At 63.6% G+C, this 24,623-nt stretch carries 23 protein-coding genes and 1 pseudogene; 20 read left to right on the top strand and 4 right to left on the bottom strand.

Annotated elements, in window-relative coordinates:
* The first annotated feature begins 73 nt into the window (after positions 1-73).
* The 14 genes from J4D52_RS13325 to J4D52_RS13260 all read left to right on the top strand — a co-directional run bounded on the left by J4D52_RS13325 (position 74) and on the right by J4D52_RS13260 (position 15,583).
* Complete coding sequence (locus tag J4D52_RS13325; RefSeq protein ID WP_025806583.1) at positions 74-1,696, top strand: methyl-accepting chemotaxis protein; 1,623 nt, start codon at positions 74-76, stop codon at positions 1,694-1,696.
* Positions 1,696-2,232, top strand: coding sequence for a chemotaxis protein CheW (locus tag J4D52_RS13320; RefSeq protein WP_097305478.1), 537 nt, complete (start codon positions 1,696-1,698; stop codon positions 2,230-2,232). Before J4D52_RS13325 ends, J4D52_RS13320 begins: the two co-directional genes overlap by 1 nt.
* Positions 2,229-3,500, top strand: a complete 1,272-nt coding sequence (locus tag J4D52_RS13315; RefSeq protein WP_025806585.1) for a protein-glutamate O-methyltransferase CheR — start codon at positions 2,229-2,231, stop codon at positions 3,498-3,500. Before J4D52_RS13320 ends, J4D52_RS13315 begins: the two co-directional genes overlap by 4 nt.
* Positions 3,497-4,177, top strand: coding sequence for a chemotaxis protein CheW (locus J4D52_RS13310; RefSeq protein WP_025806586.1), 681 nt, complete (start codon positions 3,497-3,499; stop codon positions 4,175-4,177). The genes J4D52_RS13315 and J4D52_RS13310 overlap by 4 nt, the downstream gene beginning before the upstream one ends.
* The gene (locus J4D52_RS13305; protein ID WP_102677728.1) at positions 4,174-6,510 is read left to right on the top strand and encodes a hybrid sensor histidine kinase/response regulator; all 2,337 of its coding nucleotides are present in this window, start codon (positions 4,174-4,176) and stop codon (positions 6,508-6,510) included. Before J4D52_RS13310 ends, J4D52_RS13305 begins: the two co-directional genes overlap by 4 nt.
* Positions 6,507-7,520 carry a chemotaxis response regulator protein-glutamate methylesterase gene (locus J4D52_RS13300; RefSeq protein WP_025806588.1) on the top strand — a complete coding sequence of 338 codons (1,014 nt, stop codon included), beginning with the start codon at positions 6,507-6,509 and terminating at the stop codon, positions 7,518-7,520. The genes J4D52_RS13305 and J4D52_RS13300 overlap by 4 nt, the downstream gene beginning before the upstream one ends.
* A 48-nt stretch (positions 7,521-7,568) precedes the next feature.
* Positions 7,569-8,570 (top strand): PleD family two-component system response regulator, encoded by a 1,002-nt coding sequence (locus J4D52_RS13295; RefSeq protein WP_007927977.1) that lies wholly within the window; start codon positions 7,569-7,571, stop codon positions 8,568-8,570.
* Positions 8,571-8,678: 108 nt separating this feature from the next.
* Positions 8,679-9,774, top strand: a protein-coding gene (gene prfB, locus J4D52_RS13290) for a peptide chain release factor 2 (protein WP_097305473.1) whose coding sequence is annotated in 2 segments (ribosomal slippage) — positions 8,679-8,750 and positions 8,752-9,774 — 1,095 coding nt in all. Because the reading frame shifts where the segments join, the coding sequence is not laid out codon by codon here.
* A 110-nt stretch (positions 9,775-9,884) separates the two neighbouring features.
* Positions 9,885-11,384, top strand: a complete 1,500-nt coding sequence (gene lysS / locus J4D52_RS13285; protein ID WP_025806589.1) for a lysine--tRNA ligase — start codon at positions 9,885-9,887, stop codon at positions 11,382-11,384.
* A 100-nt stretch (positions 11,385-11,484) separates the two neighbouring features.
* Positions 11,485-12,201: a TetR/AcrR family transcriptional regulator gene (locus tag J4D52_RS13280; protein ID WP_025806590.1), complete on the top strand. Its 717-nt coding sequence runs from the start codon at positions 11,485-11,487 to the stop codon at positions 12,199-12,201.
* A gap of 132 nt (positions 12,202-12,333) precedes the next feature.
* Positions 12,334-12,879: a hypothetical protein gene (locus tag J4D52_RS13275; protein ID WP_102677727.1), complete on the top strand. Its 546-nt coding sequence runs from the start codon at positions 12,334-12,336 to the stop codon at positions 12,877-12,879.
* A gap of 32 nt (positions 12,880-12,911) precedes the next feature.
* Positions 12,912-14,189 carry a flavohemoglobin expression-modulating QEGLA motif protein gene (locus tag J4D52_RS13270; protein ID WP_025806592.1) on the top strand — a complete coding sequence of 426 codons (1,278 nt, stop codon included), beginning with the start codon at positions 12,912-12,914 and terminating at the stop codon, positions 14,187-14,189.
* A 153-nt stretch (positions 14,190-14,342) separates the two neighbouring features.
* A complete protein-coding gene (locus tag J4D52_RS13265; RefSeq protein WP_063428593.1) occupies positions 14,343-15,260 on the top strand; it encodes an alpha/beta hydrolase in 918 nt (305 codons plus the stop codon).
* Positions 15,257-15,583 (top strand): hypothetical protein, encoded by a 327-nt coding sequence (locus J4D52_RS13260; RefSeq protein ID WP_023969761.1) that lies wholly within the window; start codon positions 15,257-15,259, stop codon positions 15,581-15,583. The genes J4D52_RS13265 and J4D52_RS13260 overlap by 4 nt, the downstream gene beginning before the upstream one ends.
* A 93-nt stretch (positions 15,584-15,676) precedes the next feature.
* Here J4D52_RS13260 and J4D52_RS13255 read toward each other — a convergent pair whose 3' ends face one another.
* From J4D52_RS13255 to J4D52_RS13245, 3 genes are all read right to left on the bottom strand, one after another.
* Entirely contained in the window at positions 15,677-16,465 is a 789-nt protein-coding gene (locus J4D52_RS13255; RefSeq protein WP_102677726.1) for an OmpA family protein, read from the bottom strand.
* Positions 16,466-16,518: 53 nt separating this feature from the next.
* Complete coding sequence (locus J4D52_RS13250; protein WP_025806595.1) at positions 16,519-16,932, bottom strand: DUF4398 domain-containing protein; 414 nt, start codon at positions 16,930-16,932, stop codon at positions 16,519-16,521.
* 285 nt (positions 16,933-17,217) lie between these two features.
* Positions 17,218-17,562, bottom strand: a complete 345-nt coding sequence (locus tag J4D52_RS13245) for a hypothetical protein (protein ID WP_025806596.1) — start codon at positions 17,560-17,562, stop codon at positions 17,218-17,220.
* Between the two features lie 240 nt (positions 17,563-17,802).
* Between J4D52_RS13245 and ppc the strand changes: the two genes are divergently transcribed.
* The 6 genes from ppc (at position 17,803) to J4D52_RS13215 (ending at position 24,348) form a co-directional block, all read left to right on the top strand.
* Positions 17,803-20,433: a phosphoenolpyruvate carboxylase gene (ppc, locus tag J4D52_RS13240; protein WP_102677725.1), complete on the top strand. Its 2,631-nt coding sequence runs from the start codon at positions 17,803-17,805 to the stop codon at positions 20,431-20,433.
* 289 nt (positions 20,434-20,722) lie between these two features.
* Positions 20,723-21,370: an adenylate kinase gene (gene adk / locus J4D52_RS13235; protein WP_025806598.1), complete on the top strand. Its 648-nt coding sequence runs from the start codon at positions 20,723-20,725 to the stop codon at positions 21,368-21,370.
* A 98-nt stretch (positions 21,371-21,468) separates the two neighbouring features.
* Entirely contained in the window at positions 21,469-22,143 is a 675-nt protein-coding gene (gene tsaB, locus J4D52_RS13230; RefSeq protein WP_102677724.1) for a tRNA (adenosine(37)-N6)-threonylcarbamoyltransferase complex dimerization subunit type 1 TsaB, read from the top strand.
* Between the two features lie 184 nt (positions 22,144-22,327).
* Positions 22,328-22,627 (top strand): hypothetical protein, encoded by a 300-nt coding sequence (locus J4D52_RS13225; protein WP_025806600.1) that lies wholly within the window; start codon positions 22,328-22,330, stop codon positions 22,625-22,627.
* Positions 22,627-23,487 carry a DUF72 domain-containing protein gene (locus J4D52_RS13220; RefSeq protein WP_102677723.1) on the top strand — a complete coding sequence of 287 codons (861 nt, stop codon included), beginning with the start codon at positions 22,627-22,629 and terminating at the stop codon, positions 23,485-23,487. The genes J4D52_RS13225 and J4D52_RS13220 overlap by 1 nt, the downstream gene beginning before the upstream one ends.
* 33 nt (positions 23,488-23,520) lie before the next feature.
* The gene (locus tag J4D52_RS13215; RefSeq protein ID WP_063428600.1) at positions 23,521-24,348 is read left to right on the top strand and encodes an oxaloacetate decarboxylase; all 828 of its coding nucleotides are present in this window, start codon (positions 23,521-23,523) and stop codon (positions 24,346-24,348) included.
* A 48-nt stretch (positions 24,349-24,396) separates the two neighbouring features.
* On the opposite strand, the pseudogene J4D52_RS13210 reads toward J4D52_RS13215, so the two are convergent.
* Positions 24,397-24,623: pseudogene (locus J4D52_RS13210) on the bottom strand (energy transducer TonB); the annotation flags it as partial.

The raw sequence follows: 24,623 nt of genomic DNA, 5'->3' as shown, positions 1-24,623 counted from the left end.
CGCAATACGCTGATAAATGATGGCACGCCCTCGGCTATACTCCCCACCATTTGAATGGCCCCGAGGACTGACTGTGAAGAACTGGACGTTGCGCCAACGCATTTTGGCGAGCTTTGCGGTGATTATCACCATCATGCTGCTGATGGTCATAGCCTCGTACTCCCGCTTGTTGAAGATCGAGGCCGGCGAAGACCGCATGCGCTCCGATGCCATTCCCGGGGTCTATTTCAGTTCGATGATTCGTGGTTCGTGGGTCGACAGTTTCCTGCATACCCAGGAAATCATCGGCCTCAACGAAGGCAAGGGCGTCAGTGCCAAGGATGAGGCCGATTTCAAGAGCTTCGAGCAACGCCTGCAGAAATACATGGCCAGCTACAAGGACACGCTTCGCGGTGAGACCGACCTGCAGGAGTTCGACGAGTTTGAAAAACGCCATCAGGAATTTCTCAAGATCCAGGCTACGGTCCTGGATCTGCATCGGCGTAATCAGGAAGCCGAGGCTGTCCGCGTGTTCCATGACCAGTTGACGCCCACCTGGATCGCCGGTCGGATGAAACTCAACGACATCATCGACGAGAACAAAGGGGTCGCCGATTCGGCCGCCTTGCAGATCGACGATGCGGTGGCTGCGGCCAAAGTCACCATGGGTGTTTCCCTGCTGGTGGCGGTGCTGGCGGCGGGCCTGTGCGGTCTGCTGCTGATGCGCGCGATCATGGCGCCGATGAACCGGATCGTGGAGATCCTCGATGTCATGCGCACGGGCGATCTGACCAGTCGCCTGAGCCTGGAGCGCAAGGACGAATTCGGCGCCGTGGAAACCGGCTTCAACGACATGATGACCGAGCTCAACTCCCTGGTGTCCCAGGCGCAGCGCTCCTCGGTCCAGGTCACCACCTCGGTCACCGAGATCGCCGCCACCTCCAAGCAGCAACAGGCGACCGCCACCGAGACCGCGGCGACCACCACCGAAATCGGCGCGACCTCCCGGGAAATCGCGGCTACCTCGCGCGATCTGGTGCGCACCATGACCGAAGTCTCCACCGCCGCCGACCAGGCTTCGGTGCTGGCCGGCTCCGGCCAGCAGGGCTTGGCGCGGATGGAAGAAACCATGCATTCGGTGATGGGCGCGGCCGACCTGGTCAACGCCAAGCTGGCGATCCTCAATGAGAAGGCCGGCAATATCAACCAGGTGGTGGTGACCATCGTCAAGGTCGCCGACCAGACCAACCTGCTGTCGCTCAACGCCGCGATCGAAGCCGAGAAAGCCGGCGAGTACGGGCGCGGTTTTTCCGTGGTGGCCACCGAAGTGCGGCGCCTGGCGGACCAGACCGCGGTCGCTACCTACGACATCGAGCAAATGGTCCGGGAGATCCAGTCGGCGGTATCGGCCGGGGTCATGGGCATGGACAAGTTCTCCGAAGAAGTGCGCCGCGGCATGGCCGAGGTGCAGCAGGTCGGCGAGCAGCTGTCGCAGATCATCCATCAGGTCCAGGCCCTGGCGCCGCGGGTGTTGATGGTCAACGAAGGCATGCAGGCCCAGGCCACCGGCGCCGAGCAGATCAACCACGCCCTGGTGCAACTGGGCGATGCCAGCAGCCAGACCGTCGAGTCGCTGCGCCAGGCCAGTTTCGCCATCGATGAACTGAGCCAGGTGGCGGTGGGGCTGCGTAGCGGCGTCTCGCGTTTCAAAGTCTGATGAACGAGCTCGCAGCGAAACGCGGCGCAGGGACGGCGACCAAAGACGCGCTGTTCCTGGTGTTCCGCATCGGCACCGAACGTTACGCCTTGCAGGCCGTCGAGGTGGTCGAGGTATTGCCGCGCCTGCAGCTCAAGCCGATTCCCCGGGCGCCGTCCTGGGTCGCCGGGGTCTTTGCCCATCGCGGTGCGGTGGTGCCGGTGCTCGACCTGAGCGCCCTGACCTTTGGCGAGCCGGCGCAGGAGCGCACCAGCACCCGCCTGGTGCTGGTGCATTACCGCCCGCAGGCGGCAGAGCCTGCGCGGTTGCTGGGGCTGATCCTCGAGCAGGCCACCGATACCCTGCGGTGCAACCCGCAGGACTTCAAGGCCTACGGCCTGGATAACCGCAATGCGCCGTATCTGGGGCCGGTCTATGAAGACGCCCAGGGCCTGTTGCAATGGGTGCGTGTCGAGGATCTGCTGGATGCCGAGGTGCGTGCGCTGCTGTTTCCCTCGCCGCCGCTGGACCTGGCGCTGCTCGGGGAGTCGCCATGAGCAGCGACCAGCGATTTTTCGATTTCCTCAAGGAGCGCATCGGCCTCGACGTGGCCTCGGTGGGGCCGGCGATCATCGAGCGCGCGGTGCGCCAGCGCAGCATCGCCCAGCAGGCGCTCAGCGCCGACCATTACTGGCAGACCCTGCAAGGCTCGCGGGATGAACAGCAGGCCCTGATCGAGGCGGTGATCGTTCCGGAAACCTGGTTTTTCCGTTACCCGGAGTCCTTCGCGACCCTGGCCAAACTTGCCCTCTCGCGCCTTGCCGAACTCAAGGGTATGCGTGCGTTGCGTATCCTCAGCCTGCCGTGCTCCACCGGCGAGGAGCCGTACTCGATTGCCATGGCCCTGTTCGATGCCGGGCTTGCTCCCCATCAGTTCAAGGTCGATGGCTTCGATGTCAGCCCGCTGTCGGTCGAGCGGGCCAGGCAGGCGGTGTACGGCAAGAACTCCTTTCGCGGCCAGCACAGCGATTTTCGCGAGCGGCACTTCACCGCCGAAGATGAGCGCTACAGCCTCAGCGAGCGGGTGCGCGAGCAGGTGCGCCTGCAGGTCGGCAACCTGCTGGACCCGACCTTGCTGGCCAATGAGCCGCCCTACGATTTTGTCTTCTGTCGCAACCTGCTGATCTATTTCGATCAGCCGACCCAGCGCCAGGTGTTCGAAGTGCTCAAGCGCCTGACTCACGTTGAAGGTGTGCTGTTCATCGGCCCGGCCGAAGGCAGCCTGCTGGGCCGCCTGGGCATGCGTTCGATCGGCATTGCCCAGTCCTTTGCCTTCAGCCGGCATAACGAACCTGAGCCCGCGCCGGCACCGGCCTTCGTCCCGAGCGCATTGCCGGTGCGCCAGCCGGTGCGCAGCATCGCGCCTCCCGTGCGCAGCCGGCCGTTTGCCAGTGCGGTGCCGAGCCCGAGCCCTGCACCGACCAGGCCGGCCAACGACGCCACGACCCTGCTGGCCAGCATCGCGGCCCTGGCCAACGAAGGCAAAAGCGCCGAGGCCCGGGTGGCGTGCGAGCATTACCTGGACACCCACGAACCGGTGGCGCAGGTGTTCTATTGGCTGGGGCTGCTCAGCGATGTGGCGGGCAGCGCCCTGGAGGCCCAGGGTTTCTATCGCAAGGCCCTGTACCTGGACCCGCAGCACGCCGAGGCGCTGGTGCACCTGGCCGCTTTGCTGGCCTCCCAGGGAGACGTCGCCGGTGCCCGTCGATTGCAGGAGCGTGCGGCCCGCAGCGGCCGTGCAGCAGACAGTGAGCGTAAATCATGAGCGGCTCTGTTTCGTTGAACGTGACCCATGAAGATGCGCAGGCCATCGACGATTGCTGGAACCGCATCGGTATCCACGGCGACAAGAGTTGCCCGTTGCTGGCCGGGCATGTGCATTGCCGCAACTGCTCGGTGTATTCCGCCGCGGCCACCCGTCTGCTCGATCGCTATGCGTTGCAGCAGGAGCGCCATGAGCAAGCGGCCGAGGCCGATACGGATGTCGTCACCCGTTCGCTGTTGATGTTCCGCCTGGGCGAGGAATGGCTGGGCATTGCCACCCGTTGCCTGGTGGAAGTGGCGCCGCTGCAACCGATCCATTCCTTGCCGCACCAGCGTTCGCGGGCCTTGCTGGGTGTGGCGAATGTGCGTGGCGCGTTGGTGGCCTGCCTGTCGTTGGTGGAGCTGCTGGGGCTGGACACCACCAGCACGGTCGTGTCGGGCGCGCGGGTTATTCCGCGCATGCTGATCATCGCCGCCCAGGGCGGCCCGGTGGTGGTGCCGGTGGACGAGGTGGAGGGCATCCATGCCATCGACGAGCGCACCCTGAACGCCGCCGAAGTTTCCGGCCAGCAGGCCAGTGCCAAGTACACCCGTGGCGTCTTGCAGTGGAAGGGCCGCAGCCTGCGTTGGCTGGATGAAGAGCAGTTGCTGTCCGCCGTGACCCGGAGCCTGACATGACCCCTGATCAAATGCGCGACGCCTCGCTGCTCGAACTCTTCAGCCTGGAAGCCGAAGCCCAGACCCAGGTGCTCAGTACCGGCCTGCTGGCGCTGGAACGCAACCCGATCCAGGCCGACCAGCTGGAAGCCTGCATGCGCGCCGCCCACTCGCTCAAGGGCGCGGCGCGGATCGTCGGGGTCGACGCCGGGGTCAGCGTGGCCCATGTGATGGAAGATTGCCTGGTCAGCGCCCAGGAGGGGCGGCTGTACCTGCGTCCCGAACATATCGATGCGCTGCTGCAGGGCACCGACTTCCTGATGCGCATCGCCACGCCGGGCAACCAGGTCGGTGAGCAGGACATTGCCGCCTACGTGGGGCTCATGGAGCAGTTGATCGGCTCGCCGGGCGCGGTGGCGGCGGGCGTTGTCCTGCCCAGGGTCGAGCCGAGCCTGCTGCCCATGGCCGAGCTGCAACTGGAGGCCCCGCGGGTCGAGCCCGAGCCGCAGGTCCCACCGTTCGAGATGCCGCAGGAGGTCTTGCAGGAGACGCTGCAAGAGGCATCCGTGGCCACTCCGCAGAAGGGCAAGAAGCTCGCCGAGGGCGGCGAACGGGTGTTGCGGGTCACGGCCGAACGCCTGAACAGCCTGCTGGATCTGTCGAGCAAGTCGCTGGTGGAAACCCAGCGCCTGAAGCCGTACCTGGCGACCCTGCAGCGCCTCAAGCGCATGCAGAGCAACGGGCTGCGCGCTTTGGAAAACCTCAATGGGCATCTCAAGGAGCAGGTGCTGGGCCTGGAGGCCCTCGAAGCCCTGGAGGATGCGCGGCGCCTGCTGGCGGAATCCCAGCAACTGCTGATCGAGAAAACCGCCGAGCTGGATGAGTTCGGCTGGCAGGCCAGCCAGCGTGCCCAGGTGCTCTACGACACCGCGCTGGCCTGTCGCATGCGGCCGTTCGCCGATGTGCTGGTGGGCCAGGTGCGGATGGTTCGTGACCTGGGGCGCAGCCTGGGCAAGCAGGTGCGCCTGGAAGTCGAGGGCGAGAAGACCCAGGTCGATCGCGACGTGCTGGAAAAACTCGAAGCGCCCCTGACCCACCTGTTGCGCAATGCAGTCGATCACGGCATCGAAACGCCCGAGCAGCGGCTGCTGGCGGGCAAGCCGGCCGAGGGCCTGATTCGCCTGCGCGCTTCCCACCAGGCCGGATTGCTGGTGCTGGAACTCAGCGATGACGGCAACGGCGTCGATCTGGAGCGGGTGCGCCAGAGCATCGTCGAGCGCCAGCTGTCCCCGGCCGAGACCGCTGCCCAGCTGAGCGAAGAAGAACTGCTGACCTTCCTGTTCCTGCCGGGCTTCAGCCTGCGGGACAAGGTCACCGAGGTTTCCGGGCGCGGTGTCGGCCTGGATGCGGTGCAGCACATGGTGCGTCAGCTGCGCGGCGCGGTGCAGCTGGAGCAGGTGGCGGGGCAGGGCAGTCGTTTCCACCTCGAAGTGCCGCTGACCCTGTCGGTGGTGCGCAGCCTGGTGGTGGAGGTCGGCGAAGAGGCCTACGCCTTCCCGCTGGCGCATATAGAACGCATGTGCGATCTGGAGCCCGACGACATTGTCCAGCTGGAAGGGCGCCAGCATTTCTGGCACGAAGGCCGCCATGTCGGCCTGGTCGCGGCCAGCCAGCTGCTGCAACGCCCTGCGGGGCAGAGCAATGAATCCACGCTCAAGGTGGTGGTGATTCGCGAGCGCGACGCGGTCTATGGCGTGGCGGTCGAGCGTTTCATCGGCGAGCGGACCCTGGTGGTGCTGCCGCTGGACGACCGCCTGGGCAAGGTCCAGGACATTTCCGCCGGGGCCTTGCTCGATGACGGCTCCGTGGTGCTGATCGTCGACGTCGAGGACATGCTGCGTTCGGTGGACAAGCTGCTCAATACCGGCCGCCTGGAACGCATCGCCCGCCACAACCGCCATCAGGCCGAGACGGCGCGCAAGCGCATCCTGGTGGTCGACGACTCGCTCACCGTGCGTGAGCTGCAACGCAAGCTTTTGCTCAACCGTGGTTATGACGTAGCGGTCGCCGTCGACGGCATGGATGGCTGGAACGCCCTGCGTTCGGAAGACTTCGACCTGCTGATCACCGACATCGATATGCCCCGAATGGATGGGATTGAATTGGTCACACTCCTGCGCCGTGACAATCGCCTGCAGTCGTTGCCGGTGATGGTGGTTTCCTACAAGGATCGCGAAGAGGACCGGCGCCGTGGACTGGATGCCGGAGCCGACTATTATCTAGCCAAAGCCAGTTTCCATGATGACGCCCTGCTGGATGCGGTGGTGGAGCTGATTGGAGGAGCGCGGGCATGAAAATCGCGATCGTCAATGACATGCCCATGGCCGTGGAGGCCCTGCGCCGGGCCCTGGCCTTCGAACCCGCGCACGAAGTGGTGTGGGTCGCGACCAATGGCGCCGAGGCGGTCGAGTACTGCGCGAAGCTGACGCCCGACCTGATCCTGATGGACCTGATCATGCCGGTGATGGACGGCGTGGAAGCGACCCGCCGGATCATGGCCGAAACCCCTTGCGCCATCGTGATCGTCACGGTGGACCGCCAGCAGAACGTGCATCGGGTGTTCGAGGCCATGGGCCATGGCGCGCTGGACGTGGTCGATACACCGGCCTTGGGTGCCGGCAATGCGCAGGAAGCGGCGGCGCCCTTACTGCGCAAGATCCTCAATATCGGCTGGCTGATCGGCCAGCAGCGCGGCAACCACGTGCGTTCGGCGCCGGTGCCGATGCGCACCATGGCGCAACGCCAGGGCCTGGTGGCGATCGGTTCGTCCGCCGGTGGCCCGGCGGCGCTGGAAGTGCTGCTCAAGGGGTTGCCCGCCCATTTTCCGGCCGCCATCGTGCTGGTGCAGCACGTCGACCAGGTGTTCGCCGCGGGCATGGCCGAATGGCTCAGCAGTGCTTCCGGGCTGAAGGTGCGCCTGGCCCGCGAAGGCGAGCCACCGCAGAGCGGTACGGTGCTGCTGGCCGGGACCAACCACCATATTCGGCTGTTGAAGAACGGTACCCTGGCCTACACCGCCGAGCCGGTAAACGAGATCTATCGGCCATCGATCGATGTGTTTTTTGAAAGCGTCGCCAGTTACTGGAATGGCGATGCGGTCGGCGTGCTGCTGACCGGCATGGGTCGCGACGGCGCCCAGGGCCTGAAACTGATGCGCGACCAAGGTTATCTGACCATCGCCCAGGACCAGAATAGTAGTGCGGTGTATGGCATGCCCAAGGCGGCCGCTGCCATCGACGCTGCCACAGAGATTCGCCCACTGGACAAGATCGCTCCACGATTGCTGGAGATATTTGCCAAATGACCGACAAACGCAGCTGTCCTGGCCAGGTAGCAACTCAGGTGACAACCCATGAATGATTTACAGCTCGACGATTTTAAAACCGATGAAAATGCTGCGATGGTGCTGCTGGTCGACGACCAGGCAATGATCGGTGAGGCTGTGCGGCGTGGGTTGGCGAATGAAGAAAACATCGATTTCCACTTTTGTGCCGACCCGCACCAGGCCATTGCCCAGGCGATCCGCATCAAGCCGACGGTGATCCTGCAGGACCTGGTGATGCCGGGCCTGGACGGCTTGACGCTGGTGCGCGAGTACCGCAACCACCCGGCGACCCAGAACATTCCGATCATCGTGCTTTCGACCAAGGAAGACCCGCTGATCAAGAGTGCGGCCTTCGCGGCCGGGGCCAACGATTACCTGGTCAAGCTGCCGGACAACATCGAGCTGGTGGCGCGCATTCGTTACCACTCGCGCTCCTACATGACCCTGTTGCAGCGGGACGCGGCCTATCGCGCGCTGCGGGTCAGCCAGCAGCAACTGCTCGATACCAACCTGGTGCTGCAGCGCCTGATGAACTCCGATGGCCTGACCGGCTTGTCCAACCGCCGGCATTTCGACGAGTACCTGGAGCTGGAGTGGCGCCGGGCAATGCGCGACCAGACCCAGTTGTCGCTGCTGATGATCGATGTCGACTACTTCAAGTCCTACAACGACAACTTCGGTCACCTGGAGGGCGATGAAGCCCTGCGCAAGGTGGCGACGGCGATCCGCGAGGCCAGCAGCCGACCGTCGGATTTACCGGCGCGTTATGGCGGGGAGGAGTTTGCCCTGGTACTGCCGAACACCTCGCCCGGTGGGGCGCGGCTGGTGGCCGAGAAACTGCGCCAGACCGTGGCCGCGCTGAAGATTCCGCATATCGCGCCGACCGAAGGGGCCAGCCTGACCATCAGCATCGGTCTGTCCACCATGACGCCGCAGCCGAGCACCAGTTGCCGGCAATTGATCTCGGCCGCCGACAAAGGCCTGTATCTGGCCAAGCACAATGGTCGCAATCAGGTGGGGATCGAGTGAAAAAAACCGCCACCGCGGGGGCCTAAAGCCGCCAGGCGGGCTGCCGCGCCAGCTTGATTACGTTATACTCGCCGGCTTTCAAAAGTTCGCCAACGAGTGCTGCCTGCCATGGAAATCAACCCGATCCTTAACACTATCAAGGACCTGTCCGAGCGCTCCGAAACTATTCGGGGGTATCTTTGACTACGATCAAAAGCATGAGCGTCTGACCGAAGTCAATCGCGAGCTTGAAGATCCGAACGTCTGGAACAAGCCTGAATACGCCCAGGAACTGGGCCGTGAACGCGCAGCGCTGGCGCAGATCGTCGAGACCCTGGACGAGTTGTCCGGTGGCCTGGCCGATTGCCGCGATCTGCTGGACATGGCCGTCGAAGAGAACGATGAAGGCACAGTGGGCGATGTGGTCGCCGAACTGACCCGTCTCGACGAAGCGCTGGCCAAGCTGGAATTCCGTCGCATGTTCAGCGGCGAGATGGACATGAACAACGCCTACCTGGACATCCAGGCCGGCTCCGGCGGCACCGAAGCCCAGGACTGGGCCAACATCCTGCTGCGCATGTACCTGCGCTGGGCCTCCAAGCGTGGCTTCGACGCCACCATCATGGAGCTGTCCGAAGGCGAAGTCGCCGGCATCAAGGGCGCCACCGTGCACATCAAGGGCGAGTACGCCTTTGGCTGGCTGCGCACCGAGATCGGCGTGCACCGCCTGGTGCGCAAGAGCCCGTTCGACTCCGGCGCCCGCCGCCACACCTCGTTCTCGGCGGTGTTCGTGTCGCCCGAGATCGACGACAAGGTGGAAATCGAGATCAACCCGGCCGACCTGCGGATCGACACCTACCGTTCCTCCGGTGCCGGTGGTCAGCACGTAAACACCACCGACTCGGCCGTACGTATCACCCACGTACCGACCAACACCGTGGTCAGCTGCCAGAACGAACGGTCCCAGCACGCCAACAAGGACACCGCCATGAAAATGCTGCGGGCCCGGTTGTACGAGCAGGAGATCCAGAAGCGCAACGCCGCTTCCCAGGCGCTGGAGGACAGCAAGTCCGACATCGGCTGGGGTCACCAGATCCGCTCCTACGTGCTCGATGCCTCGCGGATCAAGGATCTGCGTACCAACATCGAACGCAGTGACTGCGACAAGGTGCTCGACGGCGACATCGACGAATACCTGGTGGCCAGCCTGAAATCGGGGCTGTAAGCCGCGACACCCATGCCGCGGGCACGGCGCGCTTCTGTAGGAGCGAGGCTGGCCCGCGATCTCTTGCCACAGGCAAGGGGCAACGAACCTGTGATGGAAATTTTAAAGACATGAGCGACCTACAACTCGACCAGGCCCTGCAACAGGAAGAAAACACCCTGATCGCCCTGCGCAAGGAAAAGCTTGCTGCCGAGCGCGCCAAGGGTCAGGCCTTCCCCAACGACTTCCGCCGCGATAACTACTGCAACGACCTGCAGAAACAGTACGCGGACAAGACCAAGGAAGAGCTGGCCGAGGCGGCGATTCCGGTCAAGGTTGCCGGTCGCATCATGCTCAACCGTGGTTCGTTCATGGTGATCCAGGACATGACCGGGCGTATCCAGGTCTACGTCAACCGCAAGACCCTGCCGGAAGAGACCCTGAACGCGGTCAAGACCTGGGACCTGGGCGACATCATCGCCGCCGAAGGCACCCTGGCCCGTTCCGGCAAGGGCGACCTGTACGTCGAAATGACCAACGTGCGTTTGCTGACCAAGTCGCTGCGCCCGCTGCCGGACAAGCATCACGGCCTGACCGACACCGAGCAGCGCTATCGCCAGCGTTATGTCGACCTGATCGTCAACGAAGACGTACGCGAAACCTTCCGCGTGCGTTCCCAGGTCATCGCCCACATCCGCAGCTTCCTGATGAAGCGTGACTTCCTGGAAGTGGAAACGCCGATGCTGCAGACCATTCCTGGCGGCGCGGCGGCCAAGCCGTTCGAGACCCACCACAACGCCCTGGACATGGAAATGTTCCTGCGTATCGCGCCGGAGCTGTACCTCAAGCGGCTTGTTGTTGGCGGGTTTGAAAAGGTGTTCGAGATCAACCGCAACTTCCGTAACGAAGGCGTTTCGACCCGGCACAACCCTGAATTCACCATGTTGGAGTTCTACCAGGCCTACGCCGACTACGAAGACAACATGGACCTGACCGAAGAACTGTTCCGCGAGCTGGCGCAGCTGGTCCTGGGCAGCACCGACGTGCCGTACGGCGACAAGGTGTTCCACTTCGGCGAGCCGTTCGTCCGTCTGTCGGTGTTCGACTCGATCCTCAAGTACAACCCTGAGCTGACCGCCGATGATCTGAACGACATCGACAAGGCTCGCGCCATCGCCAAGAAGGCTGGTGCCAAGGTGCTCGGCTTCGAAGGCCTGGGCAAGTTGCAGGTGATGATTTTCGAAGAGCTGGTCGAGCACAAGCTGGAGCAGCCGCACTTCATTACCCAGTACCCGTTCGAAGTCTCGCCGCTGGCCCGTCGCAACGACGAGAACCCGAACGTGACCGACCGTTTCGAGCTGTTCATCGGTGGTCGCGAAATTGCCAACGCCTACTCCGAGTTGAACGACGCGGAAGACCAGGCCGAGCGTTTCATGGCCCAGGTGGCCGACAAGGACGCCGGTGACGACGAAGCCATGCACTACGATGCCGACTTCGTTCGTGCCCTGGAGTACGGCATGCCGCCGACCGCCGGTGAAGGTATCGGCATCGACCGTCTGGTGATGCTGCTGACCAACTCCCCGTCGATCCGCGACGTGATCCTGTTCCCGCACATGCGGCCGCAAGCGTAAATATGTTGAATAAAAAGCCGCCGCTAACAGGCGGCTTTTTATTGTCTGTGTGGCACTGACGTACTGCTTTTTTCATTTTTATGTGAGAGGAATACCTGTCGTGAACCGTGCAATTGCTCAAGAAGGTGCAGCTGGCATCGCCACTGCGGTCGCTGAAAGTGTTCAGTACCAGGGCCGCAAGGCCAGCCGACAGGGCAGTGAGCAACGTCGCCAGGATATTCTCGACGCGGCCATGCGCATTGTCGTGCGCGATGGCGTGCGCGCCGTGCGCCATCGCGCGGTAGCCGCCGAAGCCGGTGTGCCGCTGTCGGCCACCACCTACTACTTCAAGGATATCGATGACCTGCTCACCGATACCTTCGCCCAATACGTCGAACGCAGCGCCGCCTTCATGGCCAAGCTCTGGGCCAACAACGAGGGCTTGCTGCGGGAGATGGTCGCCTATGGCGATGGCAGCCCGGAGTCCCGCGCGCAACTGGCCGATGACATTGCCCGCCTGACCGCCGACTACGTGCAGCGCCAGCTGCACAACCGCCGCGAGCATCTGATGGCCGAGCAGGCGTTTCGCCAGGAGGCGCTGCTCAACCCGCGCCTGGCGCTGCTGGTGCGTTCCCACCAGCAGATCCTGTTGCACGGCACTTGCCAGTTTTTCCAGGTATTGGGTTCCCGCGAGCCGCAACAGGATGCCAAAGTGTTGACGTCTATAATCGGACGGATGGAATATCAGGGCCTGCTCAACGGGGCAGAGCCTCTGGCCGACGAAGACATGCTGGGCATTCTTACCCGGTACATGCACTTGGTTCTGGCCTCGGTGTGATGCGGTCGCTGTAGCCGCTGCCGCGAGGCCCGAAGGGCCTTCCTGCGATTCCATGGGGCCTGTACCTGGAGCGGACGCAGGCTTCGCCAGCTGCTACCTGCGTTTGAGTCGACTGCCGATAGGGAGTGTTGAATGAAAGCCTGGCGCGTTGTGATCGCCTTGTCGTTCCTGCTGCTCAGTGGCTGCCTGGTGTCCTTCAAGGAACCCTTGCCGGCCGATCAGGCCGCGCCCGCGGCGTTGCTGGGCAAATGGACCAGCAAGAATGCCTGGGGCGAACCGCTGACCCTGCAGCTGAGCCGCATCGGCAACAACCGCTACAAGGCCGTCACTTCCGTCAAGGCCAGGCCGCAACAGCACGACACTTACGAATTTACCGTTTCCCGCCATGGTAGCCGCTGGTATCTCTCGGCGGCGGTGCCCCAGGCGCTTGGCGGGCACTTCACCATCGCCGGTTTCGAGTTGACCGACGAACACGAACTGGTGCTCTACCAGCTCGATCTCGAACAGATCAATCAGGCCCGCGGGCAGAATGCCCTGCATGGCGAGCCGTTCGACACCAAGGACGGCGAGGGCGTGCTGATCGACAGCGCGCTGCCACAGGTTTTCGCCTATCTGGACGATCCCGCCAACTCCGACGTGTTCGTCGAGGCGGCGCGCTTCCAGCGGGCAGGCAAGTAAACGCGGTACAGACGTTTCAACAGGAGTTTGTGGTGGACGATTACCAGCAGACGATACGCACCTTGTCCGATCGCATTGTGCTGGCACAGACGCCGATCCGCGTGCTGGATGCGGTGAAGTGGGATGACAACATCCGCAAGGGTTTCCTCAAGGCCAAGGGCAAGGAAATGCCGGCGGTGGACCGCGCCTATTACGAAGGCCGGGCGCTGTCTTTCGATTCCAGTGCGGTGAAGCTGGAGTTCCAGAACATCGAGCGTGACATCACCCGGCAACTGGGCCAGTTCAACCCGGTGGGGCAGATCATGCGGCGCATGTGCAAGGAGTACCGCATGGTGGTGCGGATGCTCGAAGCCCGTGGCACCGAGGATTTCGGGCTGATTTCCCAGGAACTCTACGGCGCGGCCTCCGATGCCTTTCATGCCGGCGACCCGACCTTGTCGGACCTGGGCCTGATGCTCTCGGATTACCTGAACAACATCGACGGCCGCGGCGACCTCAAGGACGAACCCAAGACCCTGAGCGCCAAGGAGGCCGTCAGCCTGCTGCAAAGCCGGCTGAACAAGGTGTTCGGCGAGGCCGAGGAAACCATCCGGGTCTTCGAGTCCGACGGCATCGTCGCCGACGCGGCGGCCGGCGCCGACTACATCAAGATCCGCGCCGACGCCATGTTCAACAATCGCGATGTGCGGGCCCTGGAAGTCCATGAAGGCCTGGTGCACGTGGGCACCACCCTCAACGGCCTGAACCAGCCGATCTGCACCTTCCTGTCCAAGGGCCCGCCCTCGTCGACCGTGACCCAGGAAGGCCTGGCGATCCTGATGGAGATCATCACCTTTGCCTCCTACCCGAGCCGTCTGCGCAAGCTGACCAACCGCACCCGCGCCATTCACATGGTGGAAGAGGGCGCGGACTTCATGCAGGTGTTCGAGTTCTTCCGTGAGCAGGGTTTCGAAATGGCCGAAAGCTATGGCAACGCCAGCCGGGTGTTCCGCGGTTCGGTGCCGACGGGCCTGCCATTCACCAAAGACTTGTCCTATCTCAAGGGCTTCATCATGGTTTACAACTACATTCAGTTGGCCGTGCGCAAGGGCAAGCTCGAGCAGGTGCCGTTGCTGTTCTGCGGCAAGACCACCCTGGAGGACATGCGTACCCTGCGGCAGTTGGTGGATGAAGGCCTGGTGGTGCCGCCCAAGTACCTGCCGGACCAGTTCCGCGACATGAACGCGCTGTCGGCCTGGATGTGCTTCTCCAACTTCCTCAATCACCTGAGCCTGGACCGTATCGAGGCGGATTACTCCAACATCCTCTGACGCACACCCCGTGTAGGAGCGGCCGGTCGACGTTCGATTGCCCGCGATAAAGGCGCCGCGGTTTTTCTGAGTCACCGCGCCATCGGTTATCGCGGGCAAGCCTCGCTCCTACAGAAGTATCCTTTTCAACTCCTGTCGCGAGGCTTCAAACGGATGCGAGTCCTCAGCATTGTCTGCCTGCTACTGACCTTGAGCGGTTGCAGCTCGCTGCTGTTCTACCCCGAGCGCGGCTTGCCGTTCACCCCGGACAAGGCCCGGCTCGACTACCGCGACGTCACCCTGACCGCCGCCGACGGCACGCGCCTGCGCGGCTGGTGGCTGCCGGCCAAGGCCGGGGTGCCGGTCAAGGGCACGGTGCTGCACCTGCACGGCAATGGCGGCAACCTGTCCGGGCACCTCGGTGGCAGTTGGTGGTTGCCGGAGCAGGGCTACCAGGTGCTGCTGGTGGACTACCGTGGCTATGGGGTGTCGCAAGGTGAACCGAGCCTGCCGGCGATCTACCAGGACGTCGACGCGGCCTTCCAGTGGCTGGACCGGGCGCCCGAAGTCCAGGGCAAGCCGCTGATCGTCCTGGGCCAGAGCCTGGGCGGCGCCCTGGCCATCCACTATCTGGTGGAGCAGCATCCGGAACGCCAGCGCCAGCTCAAGGCCATTGTCTTCGACGGGGTGCCGGCCAGTTACCGCGAGGTGGGCCGCTTCGCCCTGAGCACGTCCTGGATGACCTGGCCGTTCCAGGTCCCGCTGTCCTGGCTGGTGCCGGATGGCGACAGCGCGATCAAGGCCATTGCGCGCCTGGATGGCGTGCCCAAGCTGATCTACCACAGCATCGACGATTCCCTCGTACCGCTTTCCAACGGCATCCGTCTGTATCAAGCTGCGCCCCCGCCCAGGGTGTTGCAGCTGACCCGTGGCGGGCATGTGCAGACCTTTGCCGACCCGGTCTGGCGCCAGGTGATGTTGCGTTACCTTGAAGACCCGCAGCATTTCAACGGCCTGCGCCGCCTGGGCGAAATCCCGAATTACCCTGCACCCTTGAATCCAGTCGTAGAACCTCCAGAGAGTCCGCAATGAGCGAAGAACGTAACGCCATCCCCCTGATCATCACCGGTATCTGCAGCATCCTCGGCACCGTGGCGTGCCTGTGGTACTACGGCTACCTGCATTTTGCCAAACCGGAGGATGCGTTGCTGCTCAACGATTTCACCATGCTCAAGACCGTGCCCGGCGAGGACTACAAGGTCTCCCTGGAGCCGGCGGCCGAGGTGGCGCAGTGTATCGATGGCGTGCTGGTGCTGTTCGACACCGAGCAGAAGGGGCTGACCGGCGTGCTGGTCAACAACAAGAAGCGCGCCGTGCGCTGCATGGGCCAGGAAACCCCGAAGCTGGAGCAGTGACCGAACGGCGTGATCCGTTTGCCGGATAAAAAAGCCCCGCCGATAAAGGCGGGGCTTTTTATTGGGGACGCGCTTCAGTGCGCAGGGTCGGGCTTAGTTGGCGCTGACGGTCGAACGTGGCGCCACCGGCTGGTTGTCGTTGGAAATGGTGACTTCCACGCGACGGTTCATGGCGCGCCCGGAAACGCTGCCGTTGTCGGCAACCGGGTATTGCTTGCCATAACCCTGGGCGACGATGCGTGCCGGATCGATACCCATCTTGATCAGGGCGACCTGTACCGAAGTGGCGCGACGCTCGGACAGCGACTGGTTGTAAGCCGCGCTGCCGGTGCTGTCGGTGTAGCCTTCGACAATCACTTTGCGGTCAGAGTTGTCGCGCAGGAACTGCGCCAGCTTGTTGATGTTGACCAGGCCGTTGGACTTCAGGTCGGCCTTGTTGGTGGCGAACAGCACGTCACCGAAGGTCACCAGGGTACCGCGGTCGGTCTGCTTGGCGTTGAGGCTCGATTGCAGTTGCTTGATCTGCGCGTCGCGGGCATCGAGCAGCGCCTTGGCGCGCTGGTCGCCGGCGTCCTTGAGCTGGGTTTCCGCGGTGCGCAGGGCGATGGTCTGCTTGGCCACTTCAATCCGCTGGTTGGTCAGGTAGGCCAGTTGGTCGACCTTTTTCTCGTCCTCCTTGTTCAGGTAGGCCTTGTCGGCCTTGTCCAGCCATTCGCTGGCGTCCTTGGTTTCCAGGGCCGCCACCTTGGTGGCCTGCGGATTGGCCTGCAGGGCGGAGTAGTTGGTCCGGGCGTTTTCCAGGTTGGCGTTAGGCGGGGTGGAGCATGCCGCCAGCGCCACGCTCAGGGCCAACAGGGCAGGGATCATCAGTTGTTTACGCATAATGGGTTCGTCCTTTTATCGATGGCGAATACGTGGGAATCGGCGCCCGTGGCTCATTGCACGCTGCGCATGCCTTCCTGGCGTAGTTCCTGAACGCCTTTCTGAGAGTCCTTCAATGCCTGTTCGGCCTTGGCGGCCTGGGCCTTGCGCTCGGCGACGCGGGCGTCCCATTCGGCCTGTTCGGCCAGGCGCCGGGCTTCGTCGTAGTTCTTGTCGTGCATGGCGAGCTCGGCTTGTTTGAGCTTGTCCTGAGCCGACTTCATTTCCACGGCGGCAAACTCGGTACCGCCCGCGCTGACTGCGCTGTTGACCGCAGATTGCGTCACCGCGTATTGCTCGCTCGGCGGATTACCGGCGCAACCGGCCAGGACCAGGCTGCTACCGAGAGCCAGCGCGGCCAGCTTCAGCCCGCGCAGAGGGTTTGACGAGGATTTGGCAGTGCTGATCTTCATGGTCTTCAACTCCATTGGATAACTCCTGAAAAACATCAAAACCATCCCGGTTCCGCTGCCGTAACGCTGAGTGACGGTGTTGCCGAGGGTGCTGAATTGAAACGGCCGTTCCAGTGATGGTTACTGGGTGTGACCGGAAGCTTTTTTGAATAGTTCAGAGAATATGGCCAGTTGCCGGGAAACTTTCTGACCGGGAAGACAAGGCTCTAAATCGGGAACTTTTGCCATGCGTAGGGGTACTCCTGACCCGATTCGGGGTCAGGAATAACGGTTTTCACAGGTGAGAAAATCAGCAGTGGATCAGTGTTTCTGCTCTTCGGCCTGAGCCGACATATCGTGCAGATAACGCCGCGACAGGGCGAGAAAACGCGGGGTAGGACCGATGTCCTCATAGAGCGGATCGCCTTCTTCGTCGGTGGCGACCACATGCTGGCCCTGGACATAAGGGAAACTGGTTTCGAGTTCCTCCAGGGCAGCCCCGATCAGTTCGCCGAGCAGTTCCTCGGTCTGGCGTTTGGGGTACATCTCGGAAATCGCCGCCAGGCGTGCTGCGGCTTCGACGTCCAGATAGATCGTGTAGCCGGTCTTGGTCAGGCGACCCTTGGCGTTTTCTTCCCAGTGTTGCGCGAGCTCACGGATTTTCATGGCAACCTCAATGAACGCCTGCTTGTGGCAGGGCCTGGTGAGTGACCGGCCTGTGCCGGCGCTAAGCCGTTGTGCGGCTTACTCTTGAGACTAGCTCCATCGCGCAAGGTTTAAAGGCGCTTCGTCGTGCGCCGGCCTTGCCCGGACCCGTTCGCGCCAAGACCGCCCTTGCTAATAGCCATGCGCTGGCGGCACTCTTGGGGCTTACCAGGAGCCCCAAGTCCGCTGGAGAACAGGTAGATGACCGATATTGATGCGCGCTTGCGCGAAGATGTTCACCTGCTGGGTGAGCTGTTGGGCAACACCATTCGTGAACAGTATGGCGAGGGTTTCCTCGACAAGATCGAACAGATTCGCAAAGGCGCCAAGGCCGACCGGCGCGGTTCGCTGGACGCCGAACTCAGCGCCAGCCTCAACCAGCTCAGCGAGGACGAATTGCTGCCGGTGGCGCGGGCGTTCAACCAGTTCCTCAACCTGGCGAACATCGCCGAGCAGTACCAGTTGATTCACCGTCGCGAGGAGTCGCAGCCGGCGCCGTTCGAGTCGCGGGTGCTGCCGGAACTGCTGGCGCGCCTGCGGGCCGAAGGCCATGGCGCCGAGGCGCTGGCCCGGCAGCTGGGACGGCTGGAAATCGAGCTGGTGCTGACCGCCCATCCCACGGAAGTCGCCCGCCGCACGCTGATCCAGAAATACGATGCCATCGCCGCGCAACTGGCCGCCCAGGACCATCGCGACCTGACCTCGGCCGAGCGCGCGCAGATCCAGGCACGCCTGCAGCGCCTGATCGCCGAGGCCTGGCACACCGAAGAAATCCGCCGAACCCGGCCAACCCCGGTGGACGAAGCCAAGTGGGGCTTCGCGGTGATCGAACACTCGCTGTGGCAGGCCATCCCCAACTATTTGCGCAAGGCCGACCAGGCCCTGCATGCGGCCACCGGCATGCACTTGCCCCTGGAGGCGGCGCCGATCCGCTTCGCTTCGTGGATGGGCGGCGACCGGGACGGCAACCCCAATGTCACCGCGGCGGTGACCCGCGAGGTGCTGTTGCTGGCGCGCTGGATGGCCGCCGACCTGTACCTGCGCGATGTCGATCAACTGGCTGCCGACCTGTCCATGCAGCAGGCCAACGCGGCGCTGCGGACCCTGGCCGGCGACAGCGCCGAACCCTATCGTGCGGTGCTCAAGCAGTTGCGCGAGCGCCTGCGGGCCACCCGCAACTGGGCCCAGGCCTCGTTGAGCGGTAGCGTGCCGGCGACGGCCCAGGTGTTGCAGAACAACCGCGAGCTGCTGGACCCGCTGGAGCTCTGCTATCAGTCCCTGCATGAATGCGGCATGGGGGTGATCGCCGACGGTCCGCTGCTCGACTGCCTGCGTCGCGCGGTGACCTTCGGCCTGTTCCTGGTGCGTCTGGACGTGCGTCAGGACTCCTCGCGGCACACCGCGGCCATGACCGAAATCACCGACTACCTGGGCCTGGGCCGCTACGGCGACTGGAGCGAGAAGGAGCGCATCGATTTCCTGATGCGCGAACTGGGCAGCCGTCGTCCACTGCTGCCCGGTTACTTCAAGCCATCGGCCGATACCGCCGAAGTGCTGGCGACTTGCCGGGAAGTCGCCGCGGCCCCGGCGGCGTCGCTGGGCTCCTATGTCATCTCCATGGCCGGCGCCGCTTCCGATGTGCTCGCCGTGCAACTGCTGCTCAAGGAAGCCGGTGTGCTGCGGCCGATGCGCGTGGTGCCGCTGTTCGAAACCCTGGCCGACCTGGACAACGCCGGCCCGGTGATCGAGCAACTGCTGCTTCTGCCGGGCTATCGCTCGCGCTTGCAGGGGCCGCAGGAAGTGATGATCGGTTATTCCGACTCGGCCAAGGATGCCGGCACCACCGCGGCCGCCTGGGCGCAGTACCGGGCCCAGGAAAAACTGGTGGATATCTGCCGCGAGCAGCAGGTCGAGTTGCTGCTGTTTCACGGTCGCGGTGGCACCGTGGGACGTGGCGGCGGCCCGGCCCACGCGGCGATCCTGTCGCAACCGCCGGGATCGGTGGCGGGGCGCTTCCGCACCACCGAGCAAGGGGAAATGATTCGTTTCAAATTCGGCCTGCCGGACATCGCCGAGCAGAACCTCAATCTCTACCTGGCGGCGGTGCTGGAAGCGACCTTGCTGCCGCCGCCCCTGCCGCAGCCGGCGTGGCGCGACCTGATGGACGAGCTGGCCGCCGATGGGGTGAAGGCCTATCGCGCGGTGGTGCGGGAGAACCCGCAGTTCGTCGAGTATTTCCGCCAGTCCACGCCGGAGCAGGAGCTGGGGCGCCTGCCGCTGGGCAGCCGGCCGGCCAAGCGCCGTGCTGGCGGCATCGAAAGCCTGCGGGCCATCCCGTGGATTTTCGGCTGGACCCAGACACGCCTGATGCTGCCGGCCTGGCTGGGCTGGGAAACCGCCTTGAGCAAGGCCCTGGAGCGCGGGGAAGGCGAGTTGCTGGGGCAGATGCGCGAACAGTGGCCGTTTTTCCGCACGCGCATCGACATGCTGGAGATGGTGCTGGCCAAGGCCGACGCGGATATCGCCCGTTCCTACGACGAGCGATTGGTCGAACCGGCACTGCTGCCATTGGGTGCGCATTTACGCGACTTATTGTCGCAGGCGTGTTCAGTGGTCTTGGGGCTGACCGGTCAGTCGCAGTTACTGGCACATAGCCCTGACACCCTGGAGTTCATTCGCCTGCGCAATACCTACCTGGACCCGCTGCATCTATTGCAGGCCGAACTGCTGGCCCGCTCGCGACGCCAGGATGGCGCCCAGGACAGCCCGGTGGAACAGGCGCTGCTGGTGTCTGTGGCGGGGATTGCCGCCGGTTTGCGTAATACCGGCTAAGGTAATTGCCGGGGTTTTCAGTGGCTTGGCGCGGTACTTCGAGCGCTGGCCCGAAAGGGCTGGCGACCGTTGCCAGGCGACACTTTGTTATGGGGTTGCGACCAGCAATACCCTGTCGCCAGGGCATAAAGGCAGCGGGTTGCTCCGACTTTCGGCTGCTTGTGTGCGCTGTGTCGGCTGTGTATCTTGATCAGCCTTTGGCCGTTTGGGCGGCCACTATCCCATTTCCGAGATTGGCCCCACGAGGCGAATCCGAGCGTTTCTAAATAAAAAATTGAGGAGCACATCGATGCGCGTAATTCTGCTGGGAGCTCCCGGGGCCGGTAAAGGTACTCAGGCAAAGTTCATCACCGAAAAATTCGGCATTCCGCAAATCTCCACCGGCGACATGCTGCGCGCAGCGGTCAAGGCTGGCACCGAGCTGGGCCTGAAAGCCAAGAGCGTGATGGACGCCGGTGGTCTGGTTTCCGATGACCTGATCATCAACCTGGTCAAGGAACGCATCAGCCAGGCGGATTGCGCCAAGGGTTTCCTGTTCGACGGCTTCCCGCGCACCATTCCTCAGGCCGAAGCGCTGGTCAAAGCTGGCGTCGAGCTGGACAACGTGGTCGAAATCGCTGTCGATGACGAAGAGATCGTCCAGCGTATCGCCGGTCGCCGTGTGCACGAGGCCTCGGGCCGCGTTTACCACACCGTCTACAATCCGCCGAAAATCGCCGGTAAAGACGACATCACCGGTGAAGACCTGGTCCAGCGTAAAGACGACACCGAAGAAACCGTGCGTCATCGCCTGTCGGTCTACCACTCCCAGACCAAGCCGCTGGTGGAGTTCTACCAGGGCCTGGCCGCCAATCAGGGCAAGCCGAAGTACAGCCACATCGCGGGCGTCGGCTCGGTCGAGTCGATCACCGGCAAGGTGCTTGAAGCGCTGAACTGATCAGTCGGATTTGCTTCATCTTCAACGGCCCGCTTGCGGGCCGTTGCTGTTTATAATGCGTCACTTTTTTCAACTCCCTCTGCCTTATGGAAACATCGATGAGCACCTTGCTGGCCCTGGACACCGCGACTGAAGCCTGCTCGGTTGCCTTGCTGCATGACGGCAAGGTGACGAGCCACTACGAGGTGATCCCGCGCCTGCATGCACAGAAGCTGCTGCCGATGATCCAGAAACTGCTGGCCGATGCCGGCACCAGCCTGCAGGCCGTCGATGCCATTGCCTTCGGCCGCGGGCCGGGGGCCTTTACCGGTGTGCGGATCGCCATCGGCGTGGTGCAGGGCCTGGCCTTCGCCCTGGAACGCCCGGTGCTGCCGGTGTCGAACCTGGCGGTGCTGGCGCAGCGGGCGTTGCGCGAACACGGCGCGACCCAGGTGGCCGCCGCCATCGATGCGCGGATGGATGAGGTCTACTGGGGCTGCTACCGCGAAGTGGCCGGCGAGATGCGCCTGGCAGGGGCCGAAGCAGTGCTGCCGCCAGAAGCCGCCGCGTTGCCGGCGGACGCCAGCGGCGACTGGTTCGGCGCGGGCACCGGCTGGGGCTACGCCGAGCGTATCGGCGTTGAGCTCAGCGGCCAGGACGCGGGCATGCTGCCTCACGCCGAAGATTTGCTGACCCTGGCGCGTTTTGCCTGGGAGCGCGGCGAGGCGATCCCGGCGGACGAGGCGCAACCGGTGTACCTGCGGGACAAGGTGGCGACGCCGAAGGCGCGCTGACCGCGCTACAGGGCCATCTGCCAGCACGAATCCGTGCGATGAGCGTGCCAATCGTCAGGTTTTCGTGGCCGTTTCCGGCGGCTTTTAAACCTTTTGCATTTTCTGTGTTCTAGTTATCACTCGGGCATTTGCGTAGTCGGCTAGGTGCCGCTAAATTGCCATCATTGATATCGAGCATGTGATTATGCGCATAGACGGCATTTCCTCTCAGTCCTACCCCATCAAGCGCAAGCCTCGCAAAGGCGGCGTGCTGCTGGACGACTCGCTGGAGGACGCAGATGCCGTCGAAGTCCAACCCGAGACTCCTGCCCAGGCGCGTTCCCAGTCCGCCGGGAGCACCAGCAATCTTCCCGCCCGTCCGCAGGACATGATCTTCCATCGCGCCATGAAAAGAAGCGTGGCCAATGCCCTGGCCAGCTACCTGACCACCGCCGGTTTCGTCGATTGGGATATGGAAGTGGTGGGTCTCGACCTGCATATCTGATGTTGCTGCCTTATTACCTCGGTTGCCCTTCCTGGAGCGAAAACGCCTGGCGTGAGTACCTGTATCCGGAAAGCGCGCGCCCGACGGATTTTCTCGGCCTGTATTGCCAGGTCTTCAATGCCGTGGAAGGCAACACCACTTTCTACGCGCGCCCCGCCGAGGTCACGGTGCAGCGCTGGGCGCAAACCATGCCCGAGCATTTTCGCTTCACCGCCAAGTTTCCCGGCGATATCAGCCATGGTGGCGATCTGCGCGAGCAGCTGGGCGCGGCCGAGAGCTTCCTGCAGTTGCTCAGCCCGTTGGGCGAGCGTGTTTCGCCGCTGTGGCTGCAACTGCCCGCGAGCTTCACGCCACAACGCCTGGCCGAGTTGGCGGGCTTTATCGACGGCCTGGAGCGGCCGTTGGCGGTGGAAGTCCGGCACCGGGACTTCTTCGCCAAGGGCGATGCCGAGCGCATGCTCAATCGCCTGCTGCTGGATCGCGGCGTGGAGCGCATCTGCCTCGATCCGCGCGCCTTGTTCAGTTGCACTTCCAGCGAGCCGTCGGTGCTCCATGCGCAATCGAAGAAACCCAAGGTGCCGCCGCGCCCGGCCGCCTTCACCCAGTTTCCCCAGGTGCGCTTTATCGGCCATCCGGAGCTCGAGGCCAATGATCCGTTTTTGGTGCCCTGGATCGACAAGGTCGCCGGTTGGATCGAGGAAGGGCGAACCCCCTACATCTTCCTGCACACCGCCGATAACCGCCTGGCCGCCGAGTTGGCGCGGCGTTTCCACGCACGCCTGATGGAGCGCCTGCCTGGTTTGCCGGCCTTGCCTGAGCTATACAGAGAGCCCGCCGCGGAGCAACTCGGCTTGCTCTGAGGCGGAATCATTTCCCTGCCCAGGAGTCCGCCAATGGATGCGCAAACCCTCCGTGCCCAAACCTTCAAGGCCCTGCATGAGCGTGATCGGGCGTTCGTGATTCCCAACCCCTGGGACGCGGGCTCCGCCAAGATGCTGGCCAGCCTCGGCTTCGAGGCTCTGGCGACCACCAGCGCCGGTTTCGCGTTCTCCCTGGGCCGCCCCGACGCTGAAGGCGCCTTGTCCCTGGAGGACACCCTGGGCAACGTTCGCGCCATAGTCGGGGCCAGTAGCCTGCCGGTGGCGGTGGACCTGGAAAACGGTTTTTCCGACAGCCCCGAAGGCTGTGCACGGACCCTGCGCCAAGCGGCCGCCAGCGGGGCGGTGGGCGGCTCCATCGAAGACGCCACGGGGCGGGCCGATGACCCGATCTATGACTTCAAGCTGGCGGTCGAGCGTATCGAGGTCTCGGTCGCCGCGGTGCGGCAATTGCCTTTTCCCTTTGTGCTCACGGCGCGGGCGGAGAACCTGCTGCATGGCCGGCAGGATCTGCCGGACACCATTCGCCGCCTGCAAGCCTACGCCGAGGCCGGCGCCGATGTGCTGTATGCACCTGGGCTGAGCTCGGCGGAGGAAATCATTGCGGTGGTCCGGGCGGTGGCGCCGAAGCCGGTCAACGTGCTGATGTCGGGCGGCCTGAAATTGACCCTGGCGCAGTTGAGCGAGCTGGGGGTGAAGCGGATCAGCGTCGGTTCGGCCCTGGCGCGGGCCGCCTATGGCGCCTTCTACCGGGCGGCGCAGGAAATTCGCGACCATGGCAGCTTCGACTTCGCCGACCGGGCCATACCGTTCGGGCAGATCAACCAGTTGTTCAAGGGCTGAGCGGCCAGGTTGTCGCTGGGCGCCATTGAGGTAGTGGCAGCTTGAGGTTTAGGCAGCGATCCGCAGGTTCTGCAGGATCAGCGGACGCGCCCAGCCGGTATCGTAATCGAACTGTTTCTGTTGCTCGACGAGCTCTTCCGGCGGGAAGGGCGGAAAGGGTTTGTCCAGCAGGTCCATTTCGAATTCGGCAATCGGCAGGTGCAACGGCCGTGGTTGCGGCGCCGGACTCGGCTCAGGCACAGGCTGGCCGGCATTGAGGACGATGGGGCGCACCC

Origin of the sequence: Pseudomonas sp. GW460-12-10-14-TSB1, from assembly GCF_017349775.1 — a bacterium.
In the GTDB taxonomy this organism is placed as follows: Bacteria; Pseudomonadota; Gammaproteobacteria; order Pseudomonadales; family Pseudomonadaceae; genus Aquipseudomonas; species Aquipseudomonas piscium.
This window is presented reverse-complemented; position numbering and strand designations above follow the sequence as displayed.

Excerpts from the sequence above, each read along its gene's own strand:
- J4D52_RS13320 (WP_097305478.1), top strand. The coding sequence starts at position 1,696 with ATGAACGAGCTCGCAGCGAAACGCGGCGCAGGGACGGCGACCAAAGAC.
- J4D52_RS13315 (WP_025806585.1), top strand. The coding sequence starts at position 2,229 with ATGAGCAGCGACCAGCGATTTTTCGATTTCCTCAAGGAGCGCATCGGC.
- J4D52_RS13310 (WP_025806586.1), top strand. The coding sequence starts at position 3,497 with ATGAGCGGCTCTGTTTCGTTGAACGTGACCCATGAAGATGCGCAGGCC.
- J4D52_RS13305 (WP_102677728.1), top strand. The coding sequence starts at position 4,174 with ATGACCCCTGATCAAATGCGCGACGCCTCGCTGCTCGAACTCTTCAGC.
- J4D52_RS13300 (WP_025806588.1), top strand. The coding sequence starts at position 6,507 with ATGAAAATCGCGATCGTCAATGACATGCCCATGGCCGTGGAGGCCCTG.
- J4D52_RS13295 (WP_007927977.1), top strand. The coding sequence starts at position 7,569 with ATGAATGATTTACAGCTCGACGATTTTAAAACCGATGAAAATGCTGCG.
- lysS (WP_025806589.1), top strand. The coding sequence starts at position 9,885 with ATGAGCGACCTACAACTCGACCAGGCCCTGCAACAGGAAGAAAACACC.
- J4D52_RS13275 (WP_102677727.1), top strand. The coding sequence starts at position 12,334 with ATGAAAGCCTGGCGCGTTGTGATCGCCTTGTCGTTCCTGCTGCTCAGT.
- J4D52_RS13265 (WP_063428593.1), top strand. The coding sequence starts at position 14,343 with ATGCGAGTCCTCAGCATTGTCTGCCTGCTACTGACCTTGAGCGGTTGC.
- J4D52_RS13260 (WP_023969761.1), top strand. The coding sequence starts at position 15,257 with ATGAGCGAAGAACGTAACGCCATCCCCCTGATCATCACCGGTATCTGC.
- J4D52_RS13255 (WP_102677726.1), bottom strand. The coding sequence starts at position 16,465 with ATGCGTAAACAACTGATGATCCCTGCCCTGTTGGCCCTGAGCGTGGCG.
- J4D52_RS13250 (WP_025806595.1), bottom strand. The coding sequence starts at position 16,932 with ATGGAGTTGAAGACCATGAAGATCAGCACTGCCAAATCCTCGTCAAAC.
- J4D52_RS13245 (WP_025806596.1), bottom strand. The coding sequence starts at position 17,562 with ATGAAAATCCGTGAGCTCGCGCAACACTGGGAAGAAAACGCCAAGGGT.
- ppc (WP_102677725.1), top strand. The coding sequence starts at position 17,803 with ATGACCGATATTGATGCGCGCTTGCGCGAAGATGTTCACCTGCTGGGT.
- adk (WP_025806598.1), top strand. The coding sequence starts at position 20,723 with ATGCGCGTAATTCTGCTGGGAGCTCCCGGGGCCGGTAAAGGTACTCAG.
- tsaB (WP_102677724.1), top strand. The coding sequence starts at position 21,469 with ATGAGCACCTTGCTGGCCCTGGACACCGCGACTGAAGCCTGCTCGGTT.
- J4D52_RS13225 (WP_025806600.1), top strand. The coding sequence starts at position 22,328 with ATGCGCATAGACGGCATTTCCTCTCAGTCCTACCCCATCAAGCGCAAG.
- J4D52_RS13220 (WP_102677723.1), top strand. The coding sequence starts at position 22,627 with ATGTTGCTGCCTTATTACCTCGGTTGCCCTTCCTGGAGCGAAAACGCC.
- J4D52_RS13215 (WP_063428600.1), top strand. The coding sequence starts at position 23,521 with ATGGATGCGCAAACCCTCCGTGCCCAAACCTTCAAGGCCCTGCATGAG.